Here is a 16152-nt window from a genome sequence, read left to right as displayed (position 1 = left end):
AGTACACCACGTGGACCCGCGACAATATGACCCCCAACGGCGTGGTCCCCTGGGCCAGCGAGCATGACACGCTCCAAGCGTTCATCCCACCGGGACAGCCATGGCATAACGGATTCGTGGAGTCCTTACACAACCGCATGCGTGATGAACTCCTCGAGGACAACATGTTCGAGGACCTCAACCACGCGCGCGCCCTGATCGGTGCCTGGTCCCAGCGCTACAATGAAGAGCACCCCCACAGCGCGCTAGGCTGGCTCTCACCCAACCAATACGCACGCCAATGGGCGCAACACCACTAATAACAACCAACAACCCTCAAAACACCCGGTCCACAAAACCAGACCAGGCCAGGATCAGCTAGACCCAGCTAATCTTGACACCCCAGCAACCGGTAGCGTTCATCAACCACTTCGTGAGAAGAAAATCAATAAGATCACCAGGGCGACGACCGACATGGTGACGATCCTGCGTCTCATGTACATGGGAATTTCGGGGGACAGATTCGCTTTCCGCAGGGTGGACGTGGTCTTCACACCGCGCACCCGGGCGACGTAGACTGCCGATCGTTAAGGCTCATCGCGCAAGGCACTCTCGCCGCCTACGACTCCCACTGATCTGACTCCACAGACCACCCAGACGCGGGTAGGCGAAACGATCGCGCGGGCCCGTCAGAGCGGCTCATACAGACGCGACAAATGACAGCATCAAGGCCACCCCTCGCCGAGTGGCTCAACGGGAAGTAGGTTGACGCATGTGGACCGGATTTGGCGGCATCATTTTTGGCTGCCTGTTGATTCATGCGTGGTGGCTCGAGACATACACAGACTCGCCGCTTGCCAGATCGTGGCGGAGGATGTCTGCGGCAATGTCCCCCACGCGCAGCGCTCAAGCAATACTGCGCCCCTGCGTCGGCCTCATGTTCGTCGGTGCCGGATTTGGGATGCTCCTACAGAAGATCGGAGCTCCCACATTCCTCTGGTACTCGTTCGGGGCTGCTGGTCTGCTCGCCCTTGTTATTGGTGTCGTGTATTTGTTGCCGTTTCCTCTGCCTCGTTTTGCTGATCCGTATTATCAGTACTTGAAGCGTCACGGTTTGCTCGATGCGACGGGGCGCCCGCTGCCAGACGAGGTCATTAATCGCATTCTCGCAGAACGCGGCGGAGACACATTCTGATAACTGTTCTGTCAGGCTCCCGCATTCCTGCGCAAGGCCGACGTCACCAAACCACAACGGGCCGCCGCGCTCAGGTGGAGGCCCGTCAGGCGGCCGCCACGTCGAGTGTCTTGGCGACGCCCGCCAGGACAGCGCCCACGATGACCAGGGCGACGCCGATGATGGTCCAGCGCAGCTCCTTGCGCGAGCGCGTCTCGTGGAGCCAGAGGATTCCCAGCGGCGTCGAGATCAGGATTCCCAGCTGGGAGAGCGTGAAGCCGGTGCCCGCCCCCAGGTTGTTGGAGTTGAGCTGAAGGAGCAGGATCGCGGTGCCCCACAGGACGCCGTTGAAGGTCGAGGGGAGCATACGGCGGTGGCGCAGCGAATCCTCAGGGTCGACGCCGCCGCGCCCCTGGATCGCGAAGAAGATCGCGCAGTACACGGTGTAGCCGATCGCCTGAGGCAGCAGGAACTCGGCGGGCTGGATGTCGAACCACTTGATGATGAGCGGGAAAGCGACGAGGCCCAGCGTGGAGGTCGTCAGCAGGAAAGCGCCGCGCTTCCAATCCAGCGACGCCGCGTCAGAGCCCGACTCGGAGCGCGACAGAAACCAGATGCCGACAATCAGGACGATGATCGCGGCGATGCCGTAGGGCAGCGCCCCGCCGTGGAGCCACTCGCCGAAAATCGCGATGCCCGCCAGGGACATGAGGACCAGCTGACCGCCGGTGGACAGTGGCATCGTGCGGCTCATACCCAGGACCGAGTAGGAGCGCAGCTGGTCGCACACGCCGACGCCGAGGAGCAGGCCGGTCAGGAAGGAGACGCCCAGGTTCAGGGGCGTCCACGCGGGATGCAGGAACGGAGTGGCGACGGCGGCCATGAGCAGGCCGCCGAGGACGGCGCCCATGACTCGCTGGCGGTCCGAGCCGCCGGTCTTGCCCATGAGCGTCGTGGCGACGCCAAAGAAGACAGAGGGCAGGATGCCGATAAGGATCGTGGACAGGGTCATGTGCGCACCTCCTGGGGTGGTCGCGGCCCCGATTGACGAGGCCGGAGCTTGCTTGTGTTGTTGAGCGCGGCGGGCTGGCCGCCAGCTCTTCCACGCTAGTCGAAACCTGCCCCACCTGTGCACAGCCAATCACGGTTTTGGCTACTGTTTCACAGGCTCACCGTCAATCCGTTCACCGGATCAGCTCTCATCAATGGTGCAGCACACTCAGGTGTGGGTGACCGCTGCCCAGCCACACAATGCGACCCGGGCCTCGTCCCTGGATGAGGAACGAGGCCCGGGAACGTTCACGGGGCTTCAGCCTGGCGTCAGGCTATAGGGCGAACAAAATGCGGAAGAGACGCGCACAGCCCTTGTAAGAAAACCGCCTAGACTACTTATTGGGAGCGAAAGTGATTTGACCGGGGCGAATGAGAGGCAGTAGAACTGCCGTGCCGGTAACCCGCGTGGTCAAATCACTGAGGGCTTCACGAACGTAAGGAAACGCCGCCATGAGCGCAACTCTCGATGCAAAGTCAGCAGACGCTTCGGGGGAGAGAACAAACTCCTGACACCCCTCATAGTAGGCAATGACAGCGATAACAGCCTGCCACTGCGTAGCCTTAAACTGGAACTCAAATCGCGTTCCGAAACGTTTGCCTTCGTGGCGAGTGCCGAGCATGCAGTTGATCTCGATCGGCGTAGGCTCACTACCTTCAAGATCGGAACCAGCCTGGGGAGCATCATCCACAAGATCAATCGACAGGCGATCAAAGCGAATGTCCACAAGTTGGAGTTTCGCAGTTGCAAGCATCTCTTCGACGCTTACCAAGAGGGGCACATCAGACATAAGCTGGCTCCTGCGTAATACTCCAGTCGTCGGTGACCGCCTGCGCCTTACGCGAGGGTGCAGGCACACGAACAGTTGCCTGGGCGGCTCCGGTCATCTGCCACGTAGCGGGTACGCCCCCACCACAGTCATCGACAACCTTGATGTCGAGGACCGCATTGACGGCCATCGCGTACCGGATGATGGATGACACAGTCGGGTTAGCGTCATAGCGCTCAAACGCAGCGACCGTAGGCTGACTGACGCCCATACGCTCGGCGACAGTCTGCTGGCTGAGCTTATGCTCCTTGCGGAGCCTTACCAAACCCTCGAGAAGACGATCCCTCGCATCGACCAGCAGATCTGCGCGGCGCTCAAGGCTCTCATCACTCACTGAAGTCATAGATTAAACTATATAAACCTGAGCATAGGAGTCAATCCCTGAGGAATTAACTTCGCGAACATCAATGTCCCGCCAGCGAATTTCGAAGAGAGTAACACCGCCACGCAGAGATTTCAGTTCTCCCGGTGGTCGAAGTTTGCCTTGTGCGGCTTTTTCAAGGCGCTTTCTAAAACTCGCGCGGATCATCGCCTCTTGGTACGGATTCCAGCGACGGTTCGTTGGCTCCTTGATGGCCGCCATAAGAGCATTTACAGCTAAGCTGATGTGCTCTTGAGCCGTTCCATTACCGCCGCCATACCAATAGAAGTCCGCAGGCAGGTCGAGGCACGCATTCGACCTGGAGGAATTATCTGCGACACTCATGAACTCCATGGTAGCCGGGTGGTATTGAATTGTGAGCGCGCATGCCGTCGACGGCTTGCCTCGTACAACACGCAAGGGGAACTCACAGTCACCCCCCGAGCATGAGGAAACTGACACCGGTCCGTAAAAGCGACCCGGGCCTCGTCCCTGGATGAGGAACGAGGCCCGGGAACGTTCACGGGGCGCCCACCCCGCGCGGGTGGCTACTCCACGGTCACGGACTTGGCGAGGTTGCGCGGCTGGTCGACGTCCAGCCCCTTGACTGTGGCGAGTTCGCACGCGAAAATCTGCAGCGGCACGACGGTCAGGAGTGGCGCGTACAGGGTTGGCACGGGGGGCACACGGAAGACGACCTCTGCGAACTCGTCGACGGAGGTGTCTCCTTCCTCGGCGACCACGATCGTGCGGGCGCCGCGGGCGCGCACTTCAGCAATGTTGGCCAGGACCTTACCGTGCAGCTCGGGGCGGCGCGGGGTCGGCACGATGACGATGACGGGCTGCCCCTCGTCCACCAGGGCGATGGGGCCGTGCTTGAGTTCACCGGCGGCGAAGCCCTCGGCGTGAATGTAGCAGATTTCCTTGAGTTTCAGCGCGCCCTCGAGGGCAACAGGGAAGCCGACGTGGCGGCCCAGGTAGATGACAGAGGTCGCGTCTTGCATCGTGCGGGCAAACTGACGGACTGTCTCTCCGTTCTCCAGGATACGGGCGATGGCGTCAGGTACGCGGGCGAGCTTGTCCATGTAGTCGGCGATCTCATCGGCGTACTTGTTGCCGCGCACCTGCGCCAAGTACAGGCCCAAGATGTAACATGCAGCGACTTGCGCGGTAAAGGCCTTCGTGGAGGCGACAGCGATTTCGGGACCCGCGTGGGTGAGGATCACAGCGTCCGACTCTCGTGAGATCGTTGAGCCGGGCGTGTTGACGATGGCGACGACCTTCGCTCCCTGTTCGCGGGCATGACGGATCGCCTGAATGGTGTCCATGGTTTCGCCGCTCTGGGAGATGGCGACGACCAGCGTTTTCTCGCCGACGACCGGGTCGCGGTAACGGAATTCGCTGGAGAGCTCGACCTCGACGGGGATGCGGCACCAGTGCTCAATGGCGTAGCGGGCGACTTGTCCCGCGTAAGAGGCGGTGCCACAGCCGATCATGATGACCTTGTCGACTGAGCGCAGAACGTGCTCAGGGATGCGCACCTCGTCCAGGGCCAGGTGGCCGTGGGAGTCGATACGGTCAGCCAGTGTCGCGCGCACGGCGTCGGGCTGCTCGTGGATTTCCTTCTCCATGAAGGTCGGCCAGCCGTTCTTGGTGGCGCGATCCGAAGAGAAGTCAACCTCGTACTCCTTAAGGGCAACGGGACTTCCGTCGGGGTCGATGACGGTCACGTCGGTCGCGGATACGACGACGACCTGATCCTGACCGATCTCGACGGCGCGGTTCGTGTGCTCAACGAAGGCCAGCACGTCGGAACCCAGGAAGTTCTCTCCCTCGCCCAGGCCGATAACCAGCGGTGAGGAGCGGCGGGCAGCGACGATGACGTTCGGCGACTGGTTGGAGACAACCAGTAGCGTGAACGTGCCGTGCAGCTGTTCGGTGACCGCGCGCATCGCACCAACGAGTCGGCGGGCGACCTCCTCGTCGGCACCAGTTAGTCCGGCGACCGGCCCCAGGTACGAGGCCGGGGTAACGTCGTCGTAAGCGCGCGCCAACAGGTGGACGACGACCTCGGTGTCGGTCTCGGAGGCGAAAACCTCGCCGTCAGCGATGAGGGCTGCGCGCAGGATGTCCGCGTTTTCGATGATGCCGTTATGCACGAGCGCGAAGCGCCCGTCGGGACTCATCTGGGGGTGAGCGTTAGCGACCGTGGGGCGCCCGTGGGTGGCCCAGCGGGTATGTCCGATGCCGGCGTAGGCGTCGGCGGGGCTGTCCGCGTCGAGCTCTTCGACGAGGTTCACGAGCTTGCCGACCGCGCGGCGCACGTACAGGCCGCTGTCGGAGGCCAGGGCGATGCCCGCCGAGTCGTATCCGCGGTACTCCAAACGCGCCAGGCCGCCGAGGATCACCTCGCGACTGCGCTGAGAAGCCTTGCATCCAATATGTCCAACAATTCCGCACATGCCTCTAATTCCAACACATCCGCCCCCACCCGGCATCACGAACGTGTGTCGCTTCACGTGACGCACGTGGGTTGCACATGGCGCGCGCAGGGGCACGAGTGAGGGACAATAAGCCCGTGAGCACCACTGACGCTTCCTCGCCCAACGCAGCCCCGGCCTCGTCGGAAACAACTCCGAACGTGGGATGGCGAGCAAACCCCAGCCCCTACGCGCGCTTCGACCGACGCACCTGGGACGCCCTAGCGGACCGCACTCCCCTGCCACTGACGCAAGACGACATCGATCAGATCGCGTCCCTCGGCGACCCCATCGACATGACCGAAGTCAACGCGATCTACCGACCACTGTCCGCTCTTCTCCAGCTTTACATCGACGGGCGCAAACGCATCTCAGCGGAGCGCCACGCATTCCTGGGCGAACCCGACGCCCACTCCACACCCTTCGTCATCGGCATCGCCGGGTCGGTTGCAGTCGGCAAATCCACCGTCGCGCGTCTCCTCCAGCTCCTCCTCTCGCGTTGGGACTCCACCCCGCGGGTCGACCTAGTGACAACCGACGGTTTCCTCTACCCCAACCGTACTCTCCAGGAACGCTCACTGATCGCCCGCAAAGGATTCCCCGAATCCTACGACCGCGCCGCTCTCATCTCCTTTCTCGCAGCCGTCAAAGCGGGGAAGCCTCACGCGAAGGCACCCGTCTACTCCCACGTCACCTACGACATCGTGCCCGGCACCTCCATCGACGTGGACCGGCCCGACATTCTCATCGTCGAGGGCCTCAACGTCCTCCAACCCCCGCGCTCGACGCCCGGTTCCATCTCGGTTGCCGTCTCCGACTACTTCGATTTCTCCATCTACGTCGATGCCGACGAGTTGCACATCGAACAGTGGTACGTCGACCGCTTCCTGAAACTGCGCGCAACCGCTTTCTCACGCGAGGACTCCTTCTTCAAAACCTACGCATCCCTGACCGACACCGAGGCCGTGTCCACCGCCCACATGGTGTGGAACGCGATCAACCTGCCAAACCTTCGCGAAAACATCCAGCCCACCCGCGAGCGCGCCACACTCATCTTCACCAAGGGCGCCAACCACCGAGTCGAATCCCTGGCGATCCGCAAGGACTAACCCCCATCTACAGTGCCCGCGGGCGCACTGTAGAATCGGACCATGGAGCGACCGGAACTCGTCGAACACACCTTATCCTTCCTCATCCGGCGACTGCACGACGCCGGAATCGAGGCAACTGCGACCGTCGACCCGACGACGGACCAGTCGGCGCTGGTGCTCGAAGATGGCGGCCTCCTAAGCGTCGAAAACCTCGTCAACGAACTCGCAGTGTCGGCCCCTGCCACGCACACGGAACGGATCGAACGCTGGGTTGCCTTCGTCATCGAGTTTGGCCGCGTCACCAAGACACCGATCACTGACCCCGACGAATTGCGTGGGCGCGTGCGCACCCGCATCCTCGCCCCGGATCTAGCCGCCAATACTCACTTCAGTTACACGCGTCCCTTCCCCGGCGGCCTCGCTCTGGGCCTGTGCCTCGACTTCCCGAGCACGGTCACCACAATCACGGATAACGAACTCGCGCAACTCCCCCTGTCAGCAGACGAACTCTTTCACTACGGCCAGATCAACACCGACAACGAACCCATCGACGAGTCCGCTTGCGCGGGTCCCTTCACCGGAATCGCCGGGGAATCGCTGTTCATCGCATCGAAAGCTGCACACGTCGCCAACCTGGTCGCAACACTGCACATCGACGCACCCCACGGCTTGTTCCTATCGATCCCCGAACGCTCTGTCCTCCTGTACGCGCCCGCCGACCCTTCCTCCATCACCCAGCAGTACCTTCGCCTCCTCGACTATCTTCGCATAGACTTCATGCGGCGATTCCAAGCCACCCCTTCGCACACGCTCAGCAAGGACCTGTTCTACTGCGCTCCCGACGGCGAGTTCGGTGTCATCACCCGTGGCAACCACCCCGACGTTCAGGAGCTTTTCACGACCCCAAATCTGGCCGCGGACCGGCTCGTGGAGCTTGCCGTGAAAAACATGAACTTCTTCGATGGTTTCCGCTCCCGCTTCTACCCCTCGAACATGTCCTGACGGCCAACGCGTTGGTATCAACGGCGACGAGAGGGACCACGCCCACGCGATACGCGGTGGGCGGGCGCCAACCGGCACCCGCCCACCGCGCTGTAGAAAAGCAACGCTTACAGCGACAAATTCTCCTTGACGACGTCAGCCAGCGAGCTAGCCACGGCGTCAGCTTCTTCCTGAGTGGCAGCCTCAACCATGACGCGCACAAGAGGCTCCGTGCCCGAGGGACGCAGGAGCACACGTCCCGTCTCACCAAGACGCGCCTCAGCAGCAGCCACAGCATCAGCTACAGCCTGGTTCGTGGCAGCAGCGCCACGATCGACGCCGCCAACGTTAATGAGGGTCTGAGGCAGTCGCTTGACGAAAGACGTGAGATCAGCCAGTGAACGACCTGACTCCTTGACCATACGCGACACAAGCAGAGAAGAGAGAATACCGTCACCGGTTGTCGCATGGTCGCGGGCGATGATATGCCCAGACTGCTCCCCGCCGAGACAATACCCGGATGCCAGCATCTCCTCCAGCACGTAGCGGTCACCGACACCCGTCTGCACGGTCCTGATACCCGCCTCGCGCATCGCGATCAGCAGGCCCAGGTTGCTCATGACGGTCACGACCAGCGTGTCCTTCGCGAGGGCACCGCGGCTACGCGCGTTCACGGCCAGAGCACCCATGATCTTGTCGCCGTCAATGAGATGACCCTCGTGGTCGACAGCCAGACACCGATCCGCATCCCCGTCGTACGCGACACCGAAGTCGCATCCCGACTCCACCACCGCTGCCTGCAATCCTTCGGGGTGAGTAGAACCGGCATTCAGGTTGATGTTGCGTCCGTCCGGGGACGCATTGATGACAGTGATGTCCGCGCCGAGTTCACGGAACACAGCCGGAGCAAACTCGTACGCAGCGCCATTCGCGCAGTCAATGGCGATCTTCATGCCACGCAGGTCCGTGCCAATCGCCTTAATCAGGTGTTCAAGGTAGGACTCGCGAGCCCACGCGTGGTTCGCATTAACGTCCCCCACGGAAGCGCCAGTCGGACGATCCCACTGCACGCCCACGAGCGCCTCGATCTGGTCCTCAACCGCATCGGCGAGCTTGTAGCCACCGTGAGCGAAGAACTTGATGCCGTTGTCCTGCATCGGATTATGAGACGCCGAAATCATGACACCCAGGTCCACAGTGTCCTCGGTGGCTGTCAGATGCGCGACGGTCGGCGTGGTAACAACACCAATACGCGTCACATCCATGCCAGCGCTCGCCAGACCCGCCGCAAGAGCATGGTCAAGGAACTCGCCAGAAATACGCGTATCACGACCAATGATCGCCCGTGGCTTCGAACCGTCCGCTCGCGCCCTCCCACCGAACTGGCGGGCAGCTGCCTCGCCAAGCTGCAGCGCGAGTTCCGCTGTAATGTCAACGTTCGCCAGTCCTCGCACGCCATCCGTGCCGAACATCCTGGGCATAGCTTCTCCGTTCAGTGGGTCATACGACTGCACTAAGAGTACCGCGACTACGCTCACTCATTCACACGAGGCCAGCGCACGGACAGGAAAGGCACGCATCCCACGGCACACAGATGGGCAAATGAAAGCCGCGCCCCGCGACAGCGGGGCGCGGCCAACGCAACGGTTGCCCGATACGATCAGCGCTTCGAGAACTGCGAAGCCTTGCGGGCCTTCTTCAGGCCAGCCTTCTTACGCTCGGTGGCGCGGGCGTCGCGTGTCAGGAAGCCAGCCTTCTTCAGGGCCGGACGGTTCGCGTCGCGGTCAATCTCGTTGAGTGCGCGCGACACGCCGAGGCGCAGAGCACCGGCCTGGCCGGAGACGCCGCCACCGTTGATGCGGGCAACGACGTCGAAACGACCGTCAATGTCGAGCAGCACGAAAGGCGACTTCACCAGCTGCTGGTGCAACTTGTTGGGGAAGTAATCCTCGAGGGTGCGACCGTTGATGGTCCACTTGCCGGAGCCAGGAACCAAACGAACGCGGGCGACGGCCTCCTTGCGGCGACCCAGGCCCGCGCCGGGCGCAGTGATGGACTGGCCGGCACCCGCGGGGGCCGACTCGGTCTCGGACGTGTAAGAGCTGGGGACGACTTCCTCATCCAGCTCAGCGGAAACGATGGTCTCAGCCACGGTTCTCCTCAGTGTAAAAGGTGCTCAGCGACCACAGGTCACTGCGCGACCTGGGTCAGTTCGTAGGGAACCGGCGACTGGCCGGCATGGGGGTGCTCCGGGCCAGCGTAAACGTGCAGCTTCTTGAACTGCGCGCGGCCGAGGGAGTTGTGAGGAAGCATGCCCTTAACAGCCTTCTCAACGGCGCGCTCGGGCGCCGCGGCGAGGAGGTCACGGTAGGCGGTCGCGGTCAGGCCACCGGGACGACCGGAGTGGCGGTACGCCATCTTCTGGTCGAGCTTCTTGCCGGTCAGGGCAACCTTGTCCGCGTTGATAATGATGACGTAGTCGCCCATGTCCATATGAGGGGCAAACGTCGGCTTGTGCTTCCCACGAAGGAGGGCAGCGGTCTGGGCTGCCAGGCGACCGAGGACGACGTCAGTGGCATCAATGACGTACCACTTCTTGTCCGCGTCCCCAGGCTTGGGTGAATAGGTGCGCACGGGCGTAACCTTCAATTCTTGTTTGGTCATGGGACGCCGCGCCGAGTTTTCGGGGGCGTCCGCGATGAAACGGTTCGCGCGAGGCGTCGGCGAGCGCTCCTAGCGAGTGGGAGACACCAGGTACTCTGCCAACGCACAGCACTTGCCATATTATCGGCACGTGGGCCGAGGGTCAAAGGGCGGCGGCTACTGTGTCACATTCCTCAGCCGCCGTCGCCGCAGCAGCTGTCGCGCCTCGCACGGGTCTGGAGCGCACGGGCACCCCACTGGGAGGGATCGGGGTAGTCGACGCCTTCAAGTGTGAGCCCATGGGCTGGGGCAACCGGCGCAGCCTCACGACGCGAGCAGGCACGCAGGATCCGCGCCGGATAGCCGACATCACGCGCCCCCTGCCCGACGGGGAGGAGCGCCCCCACGAGCGAACGGACCATCGAGTGACAAAAGGCGTCGGCCTCGACGGTGAAGACGAGGGTCCCCTCGAAGTCGCGCTCGGCACGCAGCGTGCGCAGCGTTCGGATCGTCGTGGCCCCCTCACGCGGACGACAGAACCCCAGAAAGTCGTGTTCCCCGAGGAGGGCAGCCCCCGCCTCGTTCATGGCGTCCTCATCAAGGGCACTATCAACCCACAGGCGATCCCACCTGCTCAGCGGTTCAGGTCGGTCAGACACACGGTACGCGTAGCGACGTCCGAGCGCACTGAAGCGCGCGTCAAAGCTCGGATCGACGACCGCCGCCGAGTAGATGCGCACGTCGCACGTGCCGTGTGCAACGGCCACGCTGCGCGCACGCGCACGCTCCCCGTAGCGCCCCGAGAGGATTTTATTGAGGCGACGCACCAGTAACGAGGCCGTGGCCTCCTCCCCGCCCGGTCCACGCCGAGGAACCAACCGCGCCCAGACCTCGTCGTCGACATCGAGGTGACAGACCTGGTGGCGCGCGTGCACCCCCGCATCGGTGCGACCGGCGACCGTCGTCACGACGTCCTCGCGCGAGACCATCGCGAGCGCCGCCTCAATCTCACCCTGGACGGTACGCAGCCCAGGCTGGGCGGCCCACCCGCGAAAGTCCGTGCCGTCGTAGCCGAGGTCCAGACGCAGGCGGCGAGCGCTCACAGCTCCCACGCCCGCACGCCGCCGATGATGCCCGCATCGTTAGGCACGACGATGACGTCCTCGCCCATCAGGCGCAGGTTCGAAGCCGTGATGCGCTTCGAGTTACCGCCACCCAAGTAGAGGCGATCCCACATATACATAGGACGCAAACCATCCACGACGCGACGAACCCGCCGCGACCAGTGCACGTCCCCCAGACGCAAACGCTCATGCTCACCAATGTAGTCGTCGTAGGTCAGACCCCATCGAACCGGACCCTGCGACACCTCGACGTGGGGCGCCAACTGCCCCCCATCAAAAACCGCGTTACCCAAACCCGTGCCCAGCGTGATAATCATTTCCAGGCCCCGCCCCGTAATCGCACCGGCCCCCGCAACCTCAGCGTCGTTAAGAACCTTCGTGGGCAAACCAAGAGCCGCCTCAATGGCCCGGCCCATGTCGAAATGATCCCAACGCTCCACCAGCTCAGGCAAGACGCGCGACCGGGGACCATCACGCGTAATGTAGTGCGGCGTCGCAATAACGACACCGTGGCGAATCATGCCGGGCATCCCCATCGTCACGCGCGTCGCAGGAGGCAACACCTTCGCCAGACCGACGACGGTCTCAACAAGCAGCTCGGGGGGCAAAGGGTAGGGAGTGGGCACCCTGCGTGCCGGAGCCATCATGGTCCCACGTTCATCCACAACGGAACCCTTGATACCCCCGCCACCGCAGTCAATCGCCAACGTCATCTCGCGAGTCATGCCTTCAGGCTACCGGATACGACGAGGGCCGGGCACCCCGTTGGGAATACCCGACCCTGCGCTCGCGCAACTCAGTGACGAGTCGTCACTTCTCCTCGGCGGCCTGCTCGGCGGCATCTTCAGCCTTGCCGGCCTCCTCAGCGATTTCCTCAGCCTCGTTAGCCTTGGCCAGATCGCCGTCCTCACGGGCCTCTTCGGCGCGCTCGGCGGCAGCCTCAGCGGCTTCCTCGGCCTCAGCGGCAACCTCGGCCTCAGCGGCCTTTTCAGCCGTCTTCTCGGCCGCCTTGACGACGGCCTTCTTCTCAACCTTTTCCATGACGAGCTCGATGCGCATCAGAGGGGCGTTGTCACCCTTGCGGTTGCCGACGCGAATCAGACGGGTGTAACCGCCGGCGCGTTCGGAATCCATGGCGGGAACCAGTTCCTCGAACAGGATCGCAACGATGCCCTTGTTCGGGATCTTCTTCAGGACCGTACGGCGAGCGTGCTGATCGCCGCGCTTGGCCTTCGTGATGAGCTTCTCGACGTAGGGGCGCAGCATCTTGGCCTTCGCCTCCGTGGTCGTGAGGCCGCGGTGTTCGATGAGCTGAGCCGCCAGGTTCGACAGAATCAGCTTCTGGTGTGCCGGGCTACCGCCCAGACGAGCACCCTTCTTGGGGGTGGGCATGTGTTTCTCCTACGGATTCAATGCGTCCATCGGACGCACGGGGTCAGATGGACTGGTCGTCCGAAAAGATCGCGGCGGACTCCGAGTCACCGAAGCTCGGCATCACCGAGTCCTTCAGCGTCATACCGAGAGCCGCAAGAGACTCCTTGATCTCTTCGATCGACTTGGTACCGAAGTTACGGATGTCGAGCAGGTCGGCCTCCGAATGTGCAACCAGCTCGCCGACGGTCAGGATACCGCGGCGACGCAGCGCGTTGTAGGAACGCGACTGCAGGTTCAGGTTCTCGATGGGGAGAGCCAGATCGGCCGCGAGGGTAGCGTCGGTGGTGGAGGGTCCCACCTCGATGCCTTCCGCTTCCTCGTTCAGTTCACGCATGAGGCCGAACAGCTCCACCAGCGTCTTGCCGGCCGAGGCCAGGGCATCGCGCGGGGTGATCGCCGGCTTGGTCTCCACGTCGATGACGAGGCGATCAAAGTCGGTGCGCTGCTCGACACGCGTCGCCTCAACCTTGTAGGTCACCTTAACGACAGGCGAGTAGATCGAGTCAATCGGGATGCGAGAAATCTCGGCCTGCGGATCCTTATTCTGAGCTGCCGACACGTAGCCGCGGCCACGCTCAACGGTCAGCTCGATCTCCAGCTTGCCCTTCTCGTTAAGAGTGGCGAGGCGAAGCTCGGGGTTGTGGATTTCGACACCGGCGGGAGGCGTGATGTCTCCAGCGAGAACCTCACCGGGGCCAGCCTTACGCAGGTACATGACGACAGGCTCGTCGTTCTCGCTGGATAGGACGATCTGCTTGATGTTCAGGATGATCTCAGCGACATCTTCCTTCACACCTTCGATCGTGCGGAACTCGTGGGGGACGCCATCAATACGGATGGACGTCACCGCTGCACCCGGAATCGAGGACAGGAGGGTACGACGCAAGGAGTTACCGAGCGTGTAGCCGAACCCGGGCTCGAGAGGCTCCAGGGTGAAACGGGAGCGTAGGTCGCTGACCTTTTCTTCGGTCAGGATGGGTCGCTCTGCAATGAGCACGTCTATTCCTTTCTGACCGGTGCCCGCTATATGACACCGGGTATGGGAACCTGCATGAGCAGGCTAAGGGAGTGTGAACCGTAAGGTTCAGACGTGGGGAGGGCAGGACCCTCCCGTCCGCATGTCAGCCGCGGCGGCGCTTCGGCGGGCGAGTGCCGTTGAAGGCCTGGGGCGTGACGTCCTGGATCGAACCGATCTCCAGGCCGGCGGCCTGCAGAGAACGGATCGCGGTCTCACGACCGGAACCAGGTCCCTTCACAAAAACGTCAACCTTCTTCATGCCATGCTCCTGGGCGCGGCGAGCCGCAGCCTCAGCCGCGAGCTGCGCGGCGAAGGGGGTGGACTTACGCGAACCCTTGAAACCAACCTGGCCGGAGGATGCCCAGGCGACAACCGCGCCCGTGGGATCCGTCAGGGAAACAATGGTGTTATTGAACGTCGACTTGATGTAGGCGTGGCCGTTGGTGACGTTCTTCGAAATCTTGCGACGCGGCTTGCGGGCACCGCCCGAGCGCGAGGTCTTTGCTGCTGCCATTTCTGGTTCAGTTCCTTCTTGTCGCGGAAAGCTACCCCGAGGGGGTGCGCTCTCCTAGGCCTTACTTGGCCTTCTTCTTGCCTGCAACGGTGCGCTTGGGACCCTTGCGGGTACGCGCGTTGGTCTTGGTGCGCTGACCGTGGACCGGCAGGCCACGACGGTGGCGAAGGCCCTGGTACGAACCGATTTCGATCTTGCGACGAATGTCGGCCTGAACCTCACGGCGGAGGTCACCCTCAACCTTGAAGTTTGCCTCAATGTAGTCACGAAGCTTGACGAGTTCCTCTTCCGTCGCGTCCTTGACGCGAGTGTCCGGGCTGACGCCCGTGGCGGCGAGGGTCTCTGCCGCGCGAGTGCGGCCGACTCCGTAGATGTATGTGAGCGCGATCTCGAGCCGCTTTTCGCGGGGGAGGTCGACGCCGGCAATACGTGCCATGGTGATGTTGCTCCAGTTGTTCATCGGAGGTCGTCATCGCTCAATCCGGGCGAGCAGCCCGGCCCCGGCCTCCGAACCGAGGGTCGCCCGCGTGTGGGCGCTTAGAGTGATGCTGTGGGGCATGATGCCCCGCGGTCGCAGCAGGCTTCAGCCCTGACGCTGCTTGTGCCTGGGGTTGTCGCAGATGACCATGACGTTGCCGTGGCGACGAATCACCTTGCACTTGTCACAGATCTTCTTGACACTCGGCTTGACCTTCATGGTTGTTACCTCCACTGCCCGTCGGGCAGTTTGTGTCGGGTCACTTGTAGCGGTAGACGATACGGCCTCGGGAGAGGTCGTAGGGGCTCAGCTCGACGACAACTCGGTCCTCGGGCAGGATGCGGATGTAGTGCTGACGCATCTTTCCCGCAATGTGGCCGAGAACCACGTGGCCATTCTTGAGTTCCACACGGAACATCGCGTTAGGCAGGGCCTCAACGACCGTGCCTTCCATCTCAATGACGCCGTCTTTCTTCGCCATATCCTCCGTTTATCCTCTACATGTCTCGGATAGGTTGCGGCGGATGCCGCTAGGCGCAACGCAGTCGTGATGACATGCAGATACGCCCAAGGAACTACTCTACGACATGGGCACCCCCGCGCGGTAGCCAGGATGCCTGTCGGTTCGCTCACGTTTAATCCGTCACATTTTCCGAAGATACCTCCAGACCTTACCGAATAATGTCGCACGTAATTCCCCACGGTCACTTTTCGACTACGCCTCAAAACGTTGCAATTCCAACGCTGCGAATTCAAAGTTTGAAATAGTCGCGAGGGAATTACGTGCGAAAGTGGTGAAGACTCAGCGGTTGAGGGACTCCGTGACTGGAGACACGAGGGCTGCGGCCAAGATGGACCAGACCAGCACCACACACCGCGTACCGCAGCCCATTCACCACGCACCAGCGCGGGGACTGCCCGAGCCGCAGCGGGACCACCGGACCTTACCGAATAATGTCGCACGTAATTCCCCACGGTCACTTTTCGACTACGCC

Annotated in this window: 20 protein-coding genes; 4 read left to right on the top strand and 16 right to left on the bottom strand. The window is 62.5% G+C overall.

The features are described 5' to 3' along the window. The coding region (locus tag RYL44_RS08355; RefSeq protein ID WP_314975683.1) for an integrase core domain-containing protein at positions 1–299 on the top strand (299 nt) is incomplete at its 5' end. 566 nt (positions 300–865) lie between these two features. After that, on the top strand, positions 866–1174 hold the full coding sequence (locus RYL44_RS08350; protein ID WP_314975682.1) for a hypothetical protein: 309 nt from the start codon (positions 866–868) through the stop codon (positions 1172–1174). Between the two features lie 85 nt (positions 1175–1259). Here RYL44_RS08350 and RYL44_RS08345 read toward each other — a convergent pair whose 3' ends face one another. The 5 genes from RYL44_RS08345 to glmS form a co-directional block, all read right to left on the bottom strand. Further along, complete coding sequence (locus tag RYL44_RS08345) at positions 1260–2165, bottom strand: GRP family sugar transporter (RefSeq protein WP_314975681.1); 906 nt, start codon at positions 2163–2165, stop codon at positions 1260–1262. Positions 2166–2538: 373 nt separating this feature from the next. Next, on the bottom strand, positions 2539–2994 hold the full coding sequence (locus tag RYL44_RS08340; RefSeq protein ID WP_314975680.1) for a hypothetical protein: 456 nt from the start codon (positions 2992–2994) through the stop codon (positions 2539–2541). Beyond that, positions 2987–3376 (bottom strand): helix-turn-helix domain-containing protein, encoded by a 390-nt coding sequence (locus RYL44_RS08335; protein ID WP_314975679.1) that lies wholly within the window; start codon positions 3374–3376, stop codon positions 2987–2989. Before RYL44_RS08335 ends, RYL44_RS08340 begins: the two co-directional genes overlap by 8 nt. 3 nt (positions 3377–3379) lie before the next feature. Further along, a complete protein-coding gene (locus RYL44_RS08330; RefSeq protein ID WP_314975678.1) occupies positions 3380–3739 on the bottom strand; it encodes a hypothetical protein in 360 nt (119 codons plus the stop codon). 203 nt (positions 3740–3942) lie between these two features. Then, positions 3943–5856, bottom strand: a complete 1914-nt coding sequence (gene glmS, locus RYL44_RS08325; RefSeq protein WP_314975677.1) for a glutamine--fructose-6-phosphate transaminase (isomerizing) — start codon at positions 5854–5856, stop codon at positions 3943–3945. A gap of 77 nt (positions 5857–5933) precedes the next feature. Here glmS and coaA point away from each other — a divergent pair, with 77 nt between their 5' ends. After that, entirely contained in the window at positions 5934–6983 is a 1050-nt protein-coding gene (gene coaA, locus RYL44_RS08320) for a type I pantothenate kinase (protein ID WP_073982368.1), read from the top strand. 42 nt (positions 6984–7025) lie between these two features. Continuing rightward, positions 7026–7967 carry a hypothetical protein gene (locus RYL44_RS08315; RefSeq protein WP_073982367.1) on the top strand — a complete coding sequence of 314 codons (942 nt, stop codon included), beginning with the start codon at positions 7026–7028 and terminating at the stop codon, positions 7965–7967. Between the two features lie 107 nt (positions 7968–8074). Here RYL44_RS08315 and glmM read toward each other — a convergent pair whose 3' ends face one another. The 11 genes from glmM to infA form a co-directional block, all read right to left on the bottom strand. Then, entirely contained in the window at positions 8075–9427 is a 1353-nt protein-coding gene (gene glmM, locus RYL44_RS08310) for a phosphoglucosamine mutase (protein WP_276739763.1), read from the bottom strand. A gap of 179 nt (positions 9428–9606) precedes the next feature. Continuing rightward, the gene (gene rpsI, locus RYL44_RS08305; protein WP_073982365.1) at positions 9607–10098 is read right to left on the bottom strand and encodes a 30S ribosomal protein S9; all 492 of its coding nucleotides are present in this window, start codon (positions 10096–10098) and stop codon (positions 9607–9609) included. Positions 10099–10136: 38 nt separating this feature from the next. After that, on the bottom strand, positions 10137–10580 hold the full coding sequence (gene rplM / locus RYL44_RS08300) for a 50S ribosomal protein L13 (protein ID WP_073982364.1): 444 nt from the start codon (positions 10578–10580) through the stop codon (positions 10137–10139). Positions 10581–10783: 203 nt separating this feature from the next. After that, positions 10784–11692 (bottom strand): tRNA pseudouridine synthase A, encoded by a 909-nt coding sequence (locus tag RYL44_RS08295; protein ID WP_314975676.1) that lies wholly within the window; start codon positions 11690–11692, stop codon positions 10784–10786. Continuing rightward, positions 11689–12438, bottom strand: a complete 750-nt coding sequence (locus tag RYL44_RS08290) for an ROK family protein (RefSeq protein WP_073982362.1) — start codon at positions 12436–12438, stop codon at positions 11689–11691. Before RYL44_RS08290 ends, RYL44_RS08295 begins: the two co-directional genes overlap by 4 nt. Positions 12439–12523: 85 nt before the next feature. Then, positions 12524–13105 (bottom strand): 50S ribosomal protein L17, encoded by a 582-nt coding sequence (gene rplQ / locus RYL44_RS08285; protein ID WP_073982361.1) that lies wholly within the window; start codon positions 13103–13105, stop codon positions 12524–12526. Between the two features lie 43 nt (positions 13106–13148). Further along, the gene (locus RYL44_RS08280) at positions 13149–14144 is read right to left on the bottom strand and encodes a DNA-directed RNA polymerase subunit alpha (RefSeq protein WP_073982360.1); all 996 of its coding nucleotides are present in this window, start codon (positions 14142–14144) and stop codon (positions 13149–13151) included. A 124-nt stretch (positions 14145–14268) separates the two neighbouring features. Then, the gene (gene rpsK / locus RYL44_RS08275) at positions 14269–14679 is read right to left on the bottom strand and encodes a 30S ribosomal protein S11 (RefSeq protein WP_003790556.1); all 411 of its coding nucleotides are present in this window, start codon (positions 14677–14679) and stop codon (positions 14269–14271) included. Positions 14680–14740: 61 nt separating this feature from the next. Continuing rightward, on the bottom strand, positions 14741–15115 hold the full coding sequence (rpsM, locus tag RYL44_RS08270) for a 30S ribosomal protein S13 (protein ID WP_005872704.1): 375 nt from the start codon (positions 15113–15115) through the stop codon (positions 14741–14743). Between the two features lie 147 nt (positions 15116–15262). After that, positions 15263–15376 (bottom strand): 50S ribosomal protein L36, encoded by a 114-nt coding sequence (gene rpmJ, locus RYL44_RS08265; protein WP_003790577.1) that lies wholly within the window; start codon positions 15374–15376, stop codon positions 15263–15265. A gap of 40 nt (positions 15377–15416) precedes the next feature. Beyond that, complete coding sequence (gene infA, locus RYL44_RS08260; protein ID WP_003790580.1) at positions 15417–15638, bottom strand: translation initiation factor IF-1; 222 nt, start codon at positions 15636–15638, stop codon at positions 15417–15419. Positions 15639–16152 lie beyond the last annotated feature (514 nt).

The organism is Actinomyces bouchesdurhonensis (genome assembly GCF_963540955.1).
Lineage (GTDB): Bacteria > Actinomycetota > Actinomycetes > Actinomycetales > Actinomycetaceae > Pauljensenia > Pauljensenia bouchesdurhonensis.
The sequence above is the reverse complement of the archived record's forward strand: the minus strand, read 5'-3'. Positions and strand labels throughout refer to the sequence as shown.

Excerpts from the sequence above, each read along its gene's own strand:
- rpsK (WP_003790556.1), bottom strand. The coding sequence starts at position 14,679 with ATGGCAGCAGCAAAGACCTCGCGCTCGGGCGGTGCCCGCAAGCCGCGT.
- glmS (WP_314975677.1), bottom strand. The coding sequence starts at position 5,856 with ATGTGCGGAATTGTTGGACATATTGGATGCAAGGCTTCTCAGCGCAGT.
- rpsM (WP_005872704.1), bottom strand. The coding sequence starts at position 15,115 with ATGGCACGTATTGCCGGCGTCGACCTCCCCCGCGAAAAGCGGCTCGAG.
- rplQ (WP_073982361.1), bottom strand. The coding sequence starts at position 13,105 with ATGCCCACCCCCAAGAAGGGTGCTCGTCTGGGCGGTAGCCCGGCACAC.
- RYL44_RS08345 (WP_314975681.1), bottom strand. The coding sequence starts at position 2,165 with ATGACCCTGTCCACGATCCTTATCGGCATCCTGCCCTCTGTCTTCTTT.
- glmM (WP_276739763.1), bottom strand. The coding sequence starts at position 9,427 with ATGCCCAGGATGTTCGGCACGGATGGCGTGCGAGGACTGGCGAACGTT.
- RYL44_RS08340 (WP_314975680.1), bottom strand. The coding sequence starts at position 2,994 with ATGTCTGATGTGCCCCTCTTGGTAAGCGTCGAAGAGATGCTTGCAACT.
- RYL44_RS08330 (WP_314975678.1), bottom strand. The coding sequence starts at position 3,739 with ATGAGTGTCGCAGATAATTCCTCCAGGTCGAATGCGTGCCTCGACCTG.
- coaA (WP_073982368.1), top strand. The coding sequence starts at position 5,934 with ATGGCGCGCGCAGGGGCACGAGTGAGGGACAATAAGCCCGTGAGCACC.
- RYL44_RS08315 (WP_073982367.1), top strand. The coding sequence starts at position 7,026 with ATGGAGCGACCGGAACTCGTCGAACACACCTTATCCTTCCTCATCCGG.
- RYL44_RS08350 (WP_314975682.1), top strand. The coding sequence starts at position 866 with ATGTCCCCCACGCGCAGCGCTCAAGCAATACTGCGCCCCTGCGTCGGC.
- rpmJ (WP_003790577.1), bottom strand. The coding sequence starts at position 15,376 with ATGAAGGTCAAGCCGAGTGTCAAGAAGATCTGTGACAAGTGCAAGGTG.
- RYL44_RS08335 (WP_314975679.1), bottom strand. The coding sequence starts at position 3,376 with ATGACTTCAGTGAGTGATGAGAGCCTTGAGCGCCGCGCAGATCTGCTG.
- infA (WP_003790580.1), bottom strand. The coding sequence starts at position 15,638 with ATGGCGAAGAAAGACGGCGTCATTGAGATGGAAGGCACGGTCGTTGAG.
- RYL44_RS08290 (WP_073982362.1), bottom strand. The coding sequence starts at position 12,438 with ATGACTCGCGAGATGACGTTGGCGATTGACTGCGGTGGCGGGGGTATC.